Origin of the sequence: Brevibacterium permense (assembly GCF_013280495.1) — a bacterium.
GTDB classification, from domain to species: Bacteria; Actinomycetota; Actinomycetes; order Actinomycetales; family Brevibacteriaceae; genus Brevibacterium; species Brevibacterium permense.
Genome location: NZ_JABSSX010000007.1, coordinates 133,155 through 147,017 on the forward strand (window position 1 = coordinate 133,155; position 13,863 = coordinate 147,017).

General features: G+C 65.5%; 10 protein-coding genes. 3 read left to right on the forward strand and 7 right to left on the reverse strand.

The annotated features are described in order from the left end of the window. Positions 1–352: 352 nt before the first annotated feature. Positions 353–2,308, forward strand: coding sequence for an LPXTG cell wall anchor domain-containing protein (locus HK353_RS11520; protein ID WP_173156261.1), 1,956 nt, complete (start codon positions 353–355; stop codon positions 2,306–2,308). Between the two features lie 62 nt (positions 2,309–2,370). Here the strand turns inward: HK353_RS11520 and HK353_RS11525 are convergent, their stop codons facing one another. The 6 genes from HK353_RS11525 to HK353_RS11550 are packed head-to-tail and all read right to left on the reverse strand — an operon-like array spanning position 2,371 to position 8,778. Continuing rightward, entirely contained in the window at positions 2,371–3,159 is a 789-nt protein-coding gene (locus HK353_RS11525; protein WP_173156263.1) for an HpcH/HpaI aldolase family protein, read from the reverse strand. Beyond that, a complete protein-coding gene (locus HK353_RS11530) occupies positions 3,144–3,929 on the reverse strand; it encodes a fumarylacetoacetate hydrolase family protein (RefSeq protein ID WP_173156265.1) in 786 nt (261 codons plus the stop codon). The genes HK353_RS11525 and HK353_RS11530 overlap by 16 nt, the downstream gene beginning before the upstream one ends. Positions 3,930–3,940: 11 nt before the next feature. Further along, positions 3,941–5,077, reverse strand: coding sequence for a 3,4-dihydroxyphenylacetate 2,3-dioxygenase (gene hpaD / locus HK353_RS11535; RefSeq protein ID WP_173156267.1), 1,137 nt, complete (start codon positions 5,075–5,077; stop codon positions 3,941–3,943). A 7-nt stretch (positions 5,078–5,084) separates the two neighbouring features. Next, complete coding sequence (locus HK353_RS11540) at positions 5,085–6,590, reverse strand: aldehyde dehydrogenase (RefSeq protein WP_173156269.1); 1,506 nt, start codon at positions 6,588–6,590, stop codon at positions 5,085–5,087. Next, positions 6,587–7,327: a GntR family transcriptional regulator gene (locus HK353_RS11545; RefSeq protein ID WP_173156271.1), complete on the reverse strand. Its 741-nt coding sequence runs from the start codon at positions 7,325–7,327 to the stop codon at positions 6,587–6,589. Before HK353_RS11545 ends, HK353_RS11540 begins: the two co-directional genes overlap by 4 nt. After that, a complete protein-coding gene (locus HK353_RS11550) occupies positions 7,288–8,778 on the reverse strand; it encodes a fumarylacetoacetate hydrolase family protein (protein WP_173156273.1) in 1,491 nt (496 codons plus the stop codon). Before HK353_RS11550 ends, HK353_RS11545 begins: the two co-directional genes overlap by 40 nt. A gap of 118 nt (positions 8,779–8,896) precedes the next feature. On the opposite strand from HK353_RS11550, the gene HK353_RS11555 reads away from it, so the two are divergent. Further along, positions 8,897–10,300 carry an MFS transporter gene (locus HK353_RS11555; protein WP_173156275.1) on the forward strand — a complete coding sequence of 468 codons (1,404 nt, stop codon included), beginning with the start codon at positions 8,897–8,899 and terminating at the stop codon, positions 10,298–10,300. 45 nt (positions 10,301–10,345) lie between these two features. Beyond that, entirely contained in the window at positions 10,346–12,280 is a 1,935-nt protein-coding gene (locus tag HK353_RS11560; protein WP_173156277.1) for an FAD-binding monooxygenase, read from the forward strand. A 19-nt stretch (positions 12,281–12,299) separates the two neighbouring features. On the opposite strand, the gene HK353_RS11565 is transcribed toward HK353_RS11560, so the two are convergent. Next, positions 12,300–13,811: a hypothetical protein gene (locus tag HK353_RS11565; protein ID WP_173156279.1), complete on the reverse strand. Its 1,512-nt coding sequence runs from the start codon at positions 13,809–13,811 to the stop codon at positions 12,300–12,302. Positions 13,812–13,863 lie beyond the last annotated feature (52 nt).

A 13,863-nucleotide genomic window follows, 5' to 3' on the forward strand; every position in this document is an offset into this window, starting at 1 on the left:
GTCGTGTATCCGTCCAGCAACACTTCAGCCGACTGCCACGTTCTTCAAACAACGTCTCACGCCCCACTCAACCATTTTCGACTGTGGACGGGCGCAGTTTCGTCGACTCGATGTCGGCGGAGGAACCAGACGACAGTGAAAGCTCCACGGGCCATTCGACCGTCGTCCGACGGTCGGCATCGCCCACCACACGCGCCCGGCGCTGCCGTCAATCCCCGGGGCCACTCCCCTCCTTCCGACGACCAGCACCTCGCCCACTCGCACGTCACATTCTGTGGATGCTCCGAGCAGTATCCACAACCCCTCGAACCTCCCCTAGCGCGATAAGAGGCTCCCCGTGTCGAATCGGTCCATGATTACTCTCAGACTCGCATCGCTGCGCACCGCGCTGCTCCTCACCGTCCTCACAATCGCTTCGCTCATCGGGCTGGGACCGGCCATGGCCGCGGGACCGCCGGTCGGCCTCGGCGAGGTTCCGGTGCACACCGCACCCAACGCCTACGGTCCGGGCATCTGGCACCATGCGAAACAGGGCAAGACCTGGTACGGCTCCTACCGGACCTTCCCTGACACCTCCGCCTACTGCATCGATGCGGGCAAGAAGTCTCCGCTGCCGAAGTACTTCAAGAATGCGAAGGCCGACACGGTCACCTCGGCTCGCACAGCGTGGGCACTGCACGAATATGCCGGCTCGACGTCGAAAGATGTGCAGGCCGCGTTGAGCGCGATGGCCCGACTCGACAAGGCACTCCCCCACGATCACAAGGTGCCGCCGCAGAAGCCGGCCGATCTGGGCAAGAAGTTCGCGGCGGCCGCGAAGAAGCACTCGACGATCCTCGCCGAGGCCAAGAAGTTGGCCGGTCCCTACACCCTTGACATCAGCCTCGAGCCGGTCATGCGCATGCCCGTGCTCGAACCCTACTCCGCCCCGGAGTCCGCCCCTTCTCCTGACTCCTGGGCCTCCGACAAAACTGACAAGCCGAAGGTCCTCGGCACTCCCACCGATGAGGCGACGCTGACGGTCTCCCTGCTCAGCGCCTCAGGTGCACAGGTCCCCGACGTTCCTGTCACGCTCAAGACCACCGGCACTGCGAAAGCCCCGACGACTGTGACCACGGGGAAGGAACCCGTGACCACGACACTGCAGGCGAGCGCCCCCGGCACTCTGTCCGTGACCGCCTCGGCGAAGGTCGCCCCGCAGACCGTGCGCGTCTTCGAACCGACGTCCGGCACGCGGGTACAGCGAGTCATCACCCCGGACGCCCCCGATTCCGTCACCGACAAGGCGTCACTGGAGCTGAGTTCCCAGCCGAAGGTGACCACGGAGATCTCCGACCAGACACCGACACCTGGTGAGACGGTCACCGACGAATTCACCGTCTCCGGCCTCATCGGCGACCACGCCGTCACCGTCGAACACACCCTGTGGCAGACCGCGACGGCGCCGAGGCAGGGCATCAAGAACGATGACGCCCGCGAAATCGGATCCGTGACCTCGAAGAACGTCGGCAACGGCACCCACACGTCCGATGAGGTCACTGTACCCGAGGACTTCCGCGGTTGGCTGTACTTCACCGAGACGATCGCCGGAGACAAGGCAACGAAGGAATGGAAGGGAATCCACGGCCAACCCCGCGAGACCGGATTCGTCCCGTGGACTCCGACCGCCGACACCGAGGCGGTGCTCGAGGGAACATCGACCCACGACGAGGTGGCGGTGACCGGACTGCGACCGGGTTCCGAAGCCGTGCTCACCATCACCGCTTACCACGTGGAGGCCCAACCCGAGCAGTCGAAGGAGCCCGACGGCACCGAGCTGTCCGTGCAGGACTTCACCGTCAACGCCGACGAGAACGGCCGTGTCGAAATCGACACGGAGCCGATCGATATGCCTGTCGGCTGGGTCACCTATGTCACGACGATCGAGGGCAGCGACGTCAACAAGGCGTGGACGAGCGACTGGGGCGTTCCCGCCGAGACCGTGCACCGTCCGCCCGAGGAGAAGCCGAGCAGCCCGCCGGAAGTACCGAGCACGCCGCCCGAGGAACCGAGTACACCGCCGTCTCCCCCGGAACAGCCGGAACGGCCCGATGCTCCCGAAACCCCGGAGAAGCCGGACACCCCACCGGCCGCACCGGTCGCGGAAACTCCCGCAGCGCCCGAGACTCCGGCGGCCCCGGCACCATCCGGTGAACTGCCCCGCACGGGCACGACAGGCAACGGAATGCTCATCGGCCTGGGCATCGTCCTCGTCGGACTCGGCTCAACGATCCTGCTGATCTCCGGCAGCCGCCGCGAGAAGGACTGAGAAGCGCGCGTGAATGCACGTCACCCCCGGCCGCACACAGGCGAACCGGGGGTGACGAGTGCTCAGTCCTGAACCCAGGTGTCCGCCCAGGCGCGGGCGCCGTTCATCATCAGGCCGACATCGGCTCCGACGAGGACGAAGGACGCTCCGGCATCGAGGTACTTCCGTGCCTGTTCGGGGTCGAAGGCATTGACACCGACGGGTTTGCCGGCAGCCTTCACCGCCTCGAAGGTCCGGGCCACCGCATCGGCGACATCCGGATGGGTCTGCTGTCCGAGCAGTCCCATCGACGCAGCCAGGTCGGAGGGCCCGACGAAGATCTGGTCGATTCCGTCGACCGCGGCGATCTCGGCGGCATTGTCCACCGCGGTCGCCGATTCGATCTGCACCGTCAGGGACACGAATTCCTCGGCGCGCCCCAGGTACCCGTCCACGGCGTTCCACCGGGAGGCCCTGGCCAGGGCCGAACCGACCCCGCGCACGCCCTTCGGCGGATAATGGACGGCCGCGGCTGCCGACTCGGCGTCGGATTTCGTATCGACCATCGGCACGAGCAGGTTCTGCGCGCCGAGGTCGAGGTACTGCTTGATGAGCACCGTGTCGTTGACCGGCACCCGCACAACAGGGGTCGCCGGGTAGCCGTTCATCGCGCGCAGCAGACTCGTCGTCGTCTCGAGTCCGATCGGGGAATGCTCGGCGTCGATGAGCACCCACTGCATTCCCGAGGCGGCGGCGATCTCGGCGGCCACGGGCGAACCCGAGCACACCCACATCCCGGCCAGGTACTCGCCGTCGCCGAGGCCGGCCACACGGTCGGCGAAGGTCTCCGGAAGCTCTACTCGAAACGACATGTGATGACTCCCAGCTCTCCGTAGTCGGCGTGGACGGTGTCGCCGGGATGCACCCACATGGGGCGGGTGAACGACCCGGCGAGCACGGTCTCTCCGGCCTGCAGCACATCTCCGTGCTCGGCGAGCTTGTTCGCCAACCATACGATTCCGCGAGCCGGATGGTCGAGGACGGCGGCGGCGACTCCGGAGTCCTCGATCGTCTCATTGCGGTAGAGCAGGGCATTCACCCGACGCAGGTCGACGGCATCGACGGCGACGGGACGACCGCCGAGGACCATCGCCCCCAGTGCCGCATTGTCCGAGATGGTGTCGACGATCGTGCGGCCCTCCATCTCGATGCGCGAGGACAGGACCTCGAGGGCGGGGACGACGTATTCGGTGGCGCGGAGGACGTCGAAGAGACTGACGTCGGGCCCGCGCAGTTCGTCGCGCAGCACGAAGGCGAGCTCGACCTCGATGCGCACGCCCGAATACTGCGAATGGTCGATCACGGACCCGGTGTCATAGACCTGGTCGGCGAAGATCGCTCCGTAGTCGGGTTCGGTGATGCCTGTGGCCTGCTGCATCGGCTTCGAGGTCAGCCCGATCTTGTGACCATAGAGCCGACGGCCGGCGGCTTCACCGCGACGGCGCCATTCGTTCTGCACCGCATAGGAGTCCTCGACCGTCATATCCGGATACTTCGCGGTGAGCAGACCGATCTTCGACCGAGTCTGCTCCGCCTGAGCGAGATCGTCGGCGATGGCCGCGATCGTTGCCTCATCGAGCATGTGGATTCCTTTCAGAGCTGGTTGCCCAGCTTGCCCTCATTCTCATCCGCGCGGGTGTAGGAGAACCCGTCGGCACCGATCGTCACGGCCATCTCCGAATCGTCCGTGCGAACATGCACGGGCTGCGGGTTGCCGTCGAGATCGAGGACGAGGGAGGCGTCCGTGTACCAGGACGGCACGACGGGGTTGCCCCACCAGTCGCGGCGCTGATTGTCGTGGACGTCCCACGTGATGACCGGGTTGTCCGGGTCGCCGGTGTAGTAGTCCTGCGTGTACACCTCGACGCGGTGACCATCGGGGTCGCGCAGGTAGAGGTAGAACGCGTTCGAGACACCATGGCGGCCGGGCCCGCGTTCGATCGAGTCGGACCGGCGCAGAGCACCGAGCTTGTCGCAGATGGCGAGGATATTGTGCTTCTCATGCGTGGCGAAGCAGACATGATGCATGCGCGGTCCGTCGCCGCCGGTCATCGCCGTGTCGTGGACGGTGGCCTTGCGGCGCATCCACGCGGCGTAGACCGTGCCCTCCTCGTCCTGGATGTCCTCCGTGACGCGGAAGCCGAGGTCCTGCATGTACTTCACCGCGCGCGGCACATCCGGAGTGACCTGATTGAAGTGGTCGAGGCGGACGAGCTCGCCGGGGATGTGCAGGTCGTAGCGCCACGACATGCGTTCGACGTGATCGGACTGGTAGAAGAACTCGTATGGGAAGCCGAGCGGGTCGACCACGCGCACGGAGTCGCCCACGCCCTTGACGAACCCGTCGGGGCTGCGACGGACATCGCAGCCGAGTTCCGTGTAGAAGGCCACGGCCCTGTCGAGCTCCTCCGGGCTGCGCACCCGGTAGGAGAACGCCGCCACGGCAGCGACCTCGCCCTTGCGCAGGACGAGGTTGTGGTGGATGAACTCCTCCGTCGAGCGCAGATAGAGCGTGTTCTCGTCCTCTTCGGTAACATAGAGCCCGAGCACGTCGACGTAGAACTCCCGGGACGCGGCGAGGTCGGTGACGACGAGTTCCATATAGGCACAGCGGAGGATGTCGGGAGGGCTCGACTGCGGAGTGGCGATGGGGTTGTCGGTGGCGATGCCCGTCTCCTGGCTGACGAAATAGCCGGCCGAGGTCCGGGTCATATCAGTGCGGTTGGTCATGGCTGCCTCACTGCTTTCCGAAGACGGGGTTGTGGACCTCGCCGAGGTTGATGTGCACGGACTGCTGTTCCGTGTAGAAGTCGATCGACCGGTAACCGCCTTCGTGGCCGAGTCCCGAGGCCTTGACGCCGCCGAAGGGGGTGCGCAGATCGCGGACGTTGTTCGAGTTCAGCCACACCATTCCCGACTCGACGGCCTGGGAGAAGTTGTGGGCGCGCTTGAGGTCCGAGGTCCAGATATAGGCGGCCAGACCGTACTTCGTATTGTTCGCCAGCTCCAGGGCCTCCTCGTCGGAGGAGAACGGGGTGATCGCGACGACGGGTCCGAAGATCTCCTCCTGGAAGATCCGCGCGTCGGGCTTCACATCGGCGAACACGGTCGGCTGGACGAAGTTACCGGTCTCGAAGCCCTCGGGGCGTCCGCCGCCGGCGACGAGGCGGGCCTCGGACTTGCCGATCTCGACGTAGGACATGACCTTCTCATAGTGCTCGGGGTGGACGAGCGCAGCCACCTCGGTGGCAGGATCCGACGGCAGACCGACCTTCACGCGCCCCGCCTGGGCGGCGTAGCGCTCGACGAATTCGTCGTAGATCGACTGCTCGACGAGGATGCGCGAACCCGCGGTGCAGCGCTCCCCGTTGAGGGAGAAGACACCGAAGATCGTGGCGTTGACTGCAGCCTCGATGTCCGCATCGGCGAAGACCACTGCCGGGGACTTTCCGCCGAGCTCCATCGACAGGCCCTTGAGCCAGGGGGCGGCATTGGCGAAGATCGTCTGGCCGGTCTTCGACTCACCGGTGAAGGAGATGAGCGGCACGTCGGGGTGCTTGACGAGGGAGTCGCCGGCGAAGCCCTCTTCGCCGAAGCCGTTGACCATGTTGAACACACCGGTGGGCAGTCCGGCCTCTTCGAAGATGCCTGGCCACAGGGAGGCCGAGAGCGGGGTGAACTCTGCGGGCTTGAGCACGACGGTGTTGCCGGTCGCGATCGCCGGTCCCAGCTTCCAGGATTCCAGCATGAACGGGGTGTTCCACGGGGTGATGAGTCCGGCCACGCCGATGGGCTTGCGGTTGACGTAGTTCGCCTGGCGGCCGGGCACCTTGAAGGCGTCGTCGACCTGGGCGACGATGAGGTCGGCGAAGAAGCGGAAGTTCTCCGCCGCGCGCGCCGCCTGGCCCTTGGCCTGGGTGATCGGCAGTCCGGAGTCGAAGGACTCCATGGCGGCGAGTTCGTCCTTGCGAGATTCGACGATATCGGCGATCTTGCCCAGGATTCGGGCGCGCTCACGCGGAAGCATCCGCGGCCACGGGCCCTCGTCGAAGGCCGTCTTCGCCGCTGCGACGGCGGCTTCGATATCGGCCTTCTTGCCCGAGGCGGCTTTGATGTAGGGCTCGTTCGTCACCGGGTTGAGAACGTCGAATTCGTCTCCGTCGATGGAGTCGACGAATTCTCCGCCGATGTAGTGGCGGATCTTCTCCGGCAGATCGGCCGGCGGGGTGGTGGACTGTGTCATGGCTTGTCCTTTCGTGAATCTGCAATCAAATCCGTGGTTGGGGCCGTGGTCGTCTGGGAGTTCTGGAAGCTGTGCAGCGTGGCCGAGCGGTGCTCGCGCACGGCCCGTTCGACCTCCTGCGCCGAGGCACGAGCCCGGATGAGGGCGACGATGCGGGAGTGTTCCTCCACCGACTCGAGCGCCCGTTCGGGGACGAAGGAGAACGTCGAATCCCGCAGGTGGTTGAGCCGGTCCCACTCGAGTTCGACGAGGGTGCACAGCCGATCGTTCGGGCAGCGCCGGTAGAGCAGTTCATGGAACTCGTGGTTGAGCCGGGTGAACTCGGCCGGCTCGAAATCATCGAGCAGAGCCCGCATCTGATCGTTGATCTGCTCCGCGGCATCGAGATCATCGGCGCCGAGGTGGCCCTGCGCTTGGGCAACGGCCGCGGCCTCGAGGATCGCGACCGTTTCCATCGACTGGGTGTAGGACCCTTGGTCGACCATGGCCACACGGGCCCCGACATTGCGCTCGAAGGTCACGAGCCCGTCGGCTTCCAGCCGGCGGATTGCCTCGCGCACCGGCACCACCGAGGTGTCGAGTTCGAGTGCGATCTGCGCGAGCACGAGTTTGTGCCCGGGCTGATAGGTCTGGTCGGCGACGCGTTCGCGGATCCACCGGTAGGCGGTCTCGGCCTTGCTCAGGGACGCAGTCGCGGTCACCGTGAGGCCTTCCACTCGTCGAATTTCGCCTTCCATTCGCCCTTGGGCGGGAAGAGCTCTTCGATCGGGTTGCCGGCGGCGACCTGTTCGGCCACCCAGCCGTCCTCGATCTCCTTCGCCAGTGCCGCGTCGACGACTTCTTCGACGAGGCTTCGGGGGATGACGATGGCTCCGTCGTCGTCGGCGACGATGACGTCGCCGGGCAGGACGGTGGCATTTCCGCAGGCCACGGCCACATCCGATTCCCATGGGACGTGCTTGCGGCCGAGCACGGCGGGGTGCTTCGCGGTGGAGAACACGGGCAGGATCTCGGCCACCTCGGCGGAGTCGCGGACTCCCCCGTCGGTGACGACGCCGGCGGCGCCGAGCGATTTCGCGCGCAGGGCGAGGATGTCGCCGAGGGTGCCCGAGCCGGATTCGCCGCGGGCCTCGATGACGACGACCTCGCCGGGGCGGATCGAGTCGAAGGCCTGCTTCTGGGCGTTGTATCCGCCGCCGTGGGATTTGAACAGATCTTCGCGGTTGGGCACGAAGCGCAGCGTCTTCGCGGTGCCGACGATCTTCGCGCCCGGTTTCAGCGGGGCCACGCCTTCGATGACGACATTGTTGAGTCCGCGCGACCGCAGCTGCGCCGACAGGCCCGCGGTCGGGGCCTCGGTGAGTTTGGCGATGAGGTCATCGCCGAGTGCCGCCTCGGCAGTGTCATCGGCGTCGCCCTCCGGGGCGAGTCCGGCGGCTTCGCGTGAGCCCCAGGCGTCGACGGTGAGTGCTTCGTTCACTGCAGGCAGGCTGCCGAGGTTCTCGTCGAAGTCTCCGGACCCTTCGACGACGGTGGTGGTCAGTCGTCCTGAGCTCAGTTCTTCGCCGTTCGCCGAGGCGGCCGTGACCTCGACCTCGACCGTGTCACCGGGGGCGACGACGGAGGATCCGGCGGGGGTGCCGGTGAGGATGACGTCGCCGGGCTCGAGGGTGAGGTGCCGGCTGAGGTCCGCGACGATGCGCGGGAGGGTGAAGATGAGCTGATCGGCTCGCGTGCCGTCGTCCTGGACGACCTCGCCGTTGACCCAGGTGCGCAGGCGCAGGGAGTCGGGGGCCGCCTCGGCGGCGGGGATGAGTTCGGGGCCCAGCGGGGTGTATCCGTCGCGGCTCTTCGAACGCACGTTCGATCCCTTGTCCGGGCTCTTCATGTCGTAGAGGCCGAAGTCGTTCGACGCGGTCACGCCGGCCACATACGACCAGGCCTCGGCCTCGGTGACATTGCGGGCGGAGGTACCGATGACGATGGCGACCTCACCTTCGAAGGCGAGCAGCGAGGTGCCGGCGGGGCGTTCGATGGTCTGGCCGGTGGCGGCGACGGAGCTGGCCGCCTTGAGGAAGTACGACGGCTGGGCGGGGCGCTTTCCTCGTTGTGCCGCACGGGACTCGTAGGCCACATGAACGGCAACGATCTTGCCCGGACGGGTCGGAACACCTGCTGGAGTCGACATCGATCTCACACCTCATTTCGATTAGCTTCACCACAAATCGTATATGATACGGTTCCCGAGAACAAGTAATCCAGGCCACAGAGAACGTGGTCGGGACGCACGACAGGACACAGGAGTCATGGCAGCACAGAAGCACACTCAGACCCGGGTGGCGTTCGCGACGATCGTCGGCACGAGCATCGAGTGGTACGACTATTTCCTCTACGCGGCGGCCTCGGGGCTGATCTTCAACGAGCTCTTCTTCGGCCCGCTCGGATCGACGCTCTCGACCATGGTCGCCTTCGCGACGGTCGGGATCAGCTTCCTCTTTCGCCCTCTGGGCGCATTCCTCGCCGGACATTTCGGTGATAAGCTCGGCCGCCGGGTGGTCCTCATCATCACCCTCATCGCCATGGGTGCCGCGACCGCGCTCATCGGCTTCCTGCCGACCTTCGAATCCGCGGGCGTCCTGGCTCCGATCCTGCTCATCGCACTGCGCATAGTCCAGGGAATCTCGGCCGGCGGGGAATGGGGCGGCGCCGTCCTGCTCGCCGTCGAACACGCCGATGAGAAGTCACGCGGGCTGCGCGGTTCCTTCCCGCAGATCGGGGTGTCCATCGGCCTTCTGCTGTCCTCGGGCGCGCTCGCCCTGATGACCTCGATCGCCCCGGGCGATGCCTTCCTCGAATGGGGCTGGCGGGTGCCGTTCTTCCTCTCCATCGTGCTCGTCTTCGTCGGCTACTGGATCCGCCGCGGAGTCGAGGAATCCCCTGTCTTCCACGAGATCGCCGAGCGCAAGGAACAGGTGTCGAACCCGTTGGGCAAGCTCGTCAAGAGCCATTGGCTGCTCGTCATCCTCGCCTCCCTCGTGTTCATGGGCAACAACGCCGCCGGGTACATGACCACCGGCGGATACATCCAGAACTACGCCACGGATCCGGCCGGCCCCATCGGCCTCGAGCGTGGTCCCGTGCTCTGGGTCGTCGCCGCCTCGGCGGTGTCCTGGCTGGTCTTCACGATCATCGCGGGAGCCGTCTCGGACAAGATCGGACGCCGGAACACCTACATCCTCGGCTGGATCCTCCTGCTCGCGGGCATCTTCTCCCTGTTCCCGCTGGTCAACACCGGTTCGGTGGGCATGCTCCTGCTCGGTCTCGTCGTCCTCACGATCGGCCTGGGCTTCACCTACGGTCAGCAGCCGGCGATGTACGCCGAGCTGTTCCCCTCCAGCGTCCGCTTCTCAGGAGTCTCGGTCTCCTATGCGATCGGGTCGATCCTCGGCGGCGCCTTTGCTCCGACGATCGCAAAGGGTCTCGTGTCATCGACGGGAACGACCGCCTCGGTGGCGGTGTACCTGGGCGTCGTCGCCGTGCTCGCCCTCGCGGCAACCCTGCTGCTGCGTGATCGCACCGGCATTCCGCTGGGTCCAGACCACGAGGACGAGCAGTCAGTGAGCCCGATCATCGGGGTCGGATCGCCACAGCTGACCAGCGATGACGGTGACCGGCACCACCCCGCCGAGACCAGATCGTATATGAACTGATAGCATTCAAACATCACGACGACGTGTCACGAACCGGAGGTTGACATGCATTTCCATCAGAACGGCTACGTATCCGCCGATCCGCGGATCGAAGAGGCCGCTGGGTACGGAGTCGATCGAGCAGAGGATCTGCCCGATGAGGTCGATGTCCTCATCGTCGGCAGCGGTCCTGCGGGAATGATCGCGGCGGCTCAGCTCTCGCAGTACCCGGACGTCAACGCGCGGTTGATCGAGAAGCGCGATTCGCGGCTGGTCATCGGTCAGGCCGACGGCATCCAGGCCCGTTCTGTCGAGACCTTCCAGGCGTTCGGCTTCGCCGAGGAGATCATGCGCGAGGGCTATCACATCACTGAGATGGCGTTCTGGAATCCGGATCCGGAGAACCCAGAGAACATCATCCGCTCCGGTCGGCCCAAGGATGACGAGCACGGAATCAGCGAATTCCCGCACCTCATCGTCAACCAGGCACGCGTGCTCGACTACTTCGCCCAGTTCGCCGCCCAGTCCCCCGGCAAGATCACGCCCGACTATGGGATCGAGTTCGTCGACCTCACGGTCGACCAGGACGCCGAAGCCGCCTCGGCGAAGAATCATCCGGTATCAGTCACCGTCCGCTACACGGCCGGCGAGCGCGCTGGCGAGGAACGCACCATCCGCGCCGGCTATGTCGTCGGCTGCGACGGTGCCCGGTCGAAGGTCCGGTCGTCGATCGGACGGACGATGTCCGGTGACCAGGCCAATCACGCCTGGGGTGTGATGGATATGCTCGCGAATTCCGATTTCCCCGATATCCGCACCAAGTGCGCGATCTCGTCGAAGCACGGAAACATCCTCCACATCCCCCGCGAGGGCGGGCATCTGTTCCGGATGTACGTCGATCTCGGCGAGGTGCCCGAGGATGATGCGCGCCAGGTGCGGTCGACGAGCATCGACGAAATCATCCGCCGGGCGAATGCGATCATCTCGCCCTACAGCATCGATGTGAAGAACGTGGCCTGGCATTCGGTCTACGAGGTCGGGCACCGGCTCACCGACGCCTTCGACGACACCGACGAGACCGCGCCTGATTCTCAGTGTCCGCGCGTGTTCATCACCGGCGATGCCTGCCACACTCACTCTGCGAAAGCCGGTCAGGGAATGAACGTGTCGATGCAGGACGGCTTCAACATCGCGTGGAAGCTCGGTCAGGTCATCTCCGGACGGTCGTCGACGGAACTGCTGCGCACCTACTCGGCCGAACGTCAGGTGGCGGCGAAGAACCTCATCGAATTCGACAAGGAATGGTCGACGCTCATGGCGACTCCGCAGGAAGAGCTGCCGGACACGACCTACCTCGAGGACTTCTACGTCAAGACCGCGGAGTTCCCCGCCGGGTTCATGACCGAGTACACGGAGTCGATGATCACGTCCCCGACGACTCATCAGGAGCTCGCGGCCGGATTCCCGATCGGCAAGCGGTTCAAGTCGGCTCGGGTCAAGCGCAGCTGCGATGCGAACTTCATCCACCTCGGACACGAGGCCCGCGCCGACGGTCGCTGGAGGGTCTATGTCTTCGCCGATCGGGCAGCTCCGGTCGTCGACGGGTCTGCCGGCACCTCGGGCGGCGAGTCGAAGGTGGCAGCTCTGGCTGCGTGGCTCGAATCGGATCCGGCCTCTCCCCTGGTTGCCTACCGCAGGGAGGGTGAGGACCTCGATGCGCTCGTCGAGCTCAGCGTCATCTACCAGCAGGAGCATAAGGAGTTCGCGTTCCCCGATGTGCCGAAGATCTTCCGTCCGAATATCGGTGCCTTTGACCTCGAATACGTCGAGAAGATCTACGCGACCCTGCCCGACGAGGACATCTTCGACGCCCGTGAGATCAGCCGCGATGGTGCCGTCGTCGTGGTCCGCCCCGACCAGTATGTGTCCGGCATCTTCCCGTTGGACGCACATGCCGAGATCGGCGACTACTTCGCAGGAGTCTTCGAACCCGTGAAGTGATTTCGGAACGATTCTGTTCTCAAACGCCTCCGGCTGGTGGTCTCTGGACTGCTGGCCGGGGGCGTTTGGTCTGCGCGAGGAGTCCGCAGCTCCCGGCTGCGACGAGGGCTGCGGCGCCGATGAGCCACAGTCCGAAGCCGATTGACGGGCGACCGACTTCCATTCCTCCGGTCGGTGTTCCGTCGGGCAGCTGTCCGTCCCACATCAGCATCGGAGGACTGACGAGGCAGCTGACGAGAACCAGGACGATGAGTGCTGCGATGATCACAGCCGTCACGCCCCACCAGCGGGCAGGGGCGAAGGCGGGCCCGAGTGCGGCGATGGCGACCACGAGTGCCCAGATGATCAGGAAGAAAAGATCGACATCACCGCCGTCATCAAAGGTCCACTTTCCCAGTGAAGTCACTCGAATGCGCGGGCCGTCGTCGTTGAAGCTGTCGACGACAGGGACGAAGATCGTGACGATCCACATGGCGACCGCGGTGAACGGCAGCAGCCGGGCCCACCGTTGCAGCTTGCGTTGGCGTCTGCGGATGGTCTTCTCCGGCGGACGCTGTGCCTTCCGCTGCATCTGCCGGTCGATCCGCCGCCGATCGCTGAGGAGTCCGCAGATGCCGGCGGTGATGAGTGCAAGGCAGCCGATCGTCCAGAGATAGTGGCCCGCCGACGGATACCCGACGATATAGACACTGAACGTTTCGCCGGCGGCGTCGGTGCTTTCGACGCGCTCTCGCGGAAGATCGATGACCAGAGTCGCCTGCTGGATGAATAGGCCGATACCGACTGACACCGACAGAAGAGGCCAGTGGGCAAAGGTATCGAACCGTTTCGCGGTCGCGGCACAGACGAGAACGACCACCCAAGGCAGGATGACCCCCGGGGTGAGGTCGGCGAGATCGAAGGGTACCCGTCCGAGCGATGTCACCGTGAGCCGATCATCACCATGGTCGCCGCTGTCGAAGAGCGGTACCCAGATCGTCAGCACCCAGCAGGCGAGCGCGACCCACGGCAGCCGCTGCGCCCAACGATGCGTTCGGTTCCCTCGGGGCCACGGGGTGATTCTGGAGACGGCGTGGTGAGCGGGTGTTGCCCTCCTCCGCCTGACGTCGCCGAGGAGGCCGCAGACTCCCGCGGCCAGCAGGCCGAAGCATCCGATGGCCCAAAGGACTGCACCCAGCGCCGGTTCGGCGACGACCATCCCGAAGATCGGCCGTCCCTGATCATCGACGGCGTCCCACATGATCGTCGGCATGTCCGCGAGCAACGTGACCAACATGAAAATGGCACAGGCACTGAGTACGAGAGTTCCCACCGACCAAATGCGCCGGACGACGTCCGGCCACGGGTGCGAATCGGGCCTAGACCTGACGGTGAGCAGGAGCGAAGCAGCCGCACATACAAGAACGCCGACGGCGACCAAGACCATCGAGCCCCGGGCCTCCTCGAGGTCGAACGGCGGTCCGCCGAGAGCAGTGACGATGATGCGTGGCGGCTGCGGGGCGTCGGAGGAGTCCTCTGGACTGGCAGCCACCGGAACCCACAGCATGACGATCCACAGGCAGAGAGCAGACAGAGACAGCGAT

Bases quoted from the DNA above. Each gene is read 5' to 3' on its own strand.
- HK353_RS11520 (WP_173156261.1), top strand. From the start codon at position 353: ATGATTACTCTCAGACTCGCATCGCTGCGCACCGCGCTGCTCCTCACC.
- HK353_RS11525 (WP_173156263.1), bottom strand. From the start codon at position 3,159: ATGTCGTTTCGAGTAGAGCTTCCGGAGACCTTCGCCGACCGTGTGGCC.
- HK353_RS11530 (WP_173156265.1), bottom strand. From the start codon at position 3,929: ATGCTCGATGAGGCAACGATCGCGGCCATCGCCGACGATCTCGCTCAG.
- hpaD (WP_173156267.1), bottom strand. From the start codon at position 5,077: ATGACCAACCGCACTGATATGACCCGGACCTCGGCCGGCTATTTCGTC.
- HK353_RS11540 (WP_173156269.1), bottom strand. From the start codon at position 6,590: ATGACACAGTCCACCACCCCGCCGGCCGATCTGCCGGAGAAGATCCGC.
- HK353_RS11545 (WP_173156271.1), bottom strand. From the start codon at position 7,327: ATGGAAGGCGAAATTCGACGAGTGGAAGGCCTCACGGTGACCGCGACT.
- HK353_RS11550 (WP_173156273.1), bottom strand. From the start codon at position 8,778: ATGTCGACTCCAGCAGGTGTTCCGACCCGTCCGGGCAAGATCGTTGCC.
- HK353_RS11555 (WP_173156275.1), top strand. From the start codon at position 8,897: ATGGCAGCACAGAAGCACACTCAGACCCGGGTGGCGTTCGCGACGATC.
- HK353_RS11560 (WP_173156277.1), top strand. From the start codon at position 10,346: ATGCATTTCCATCAGAACGGCTACGTATCCGCCGATCCGCGGATCGAA.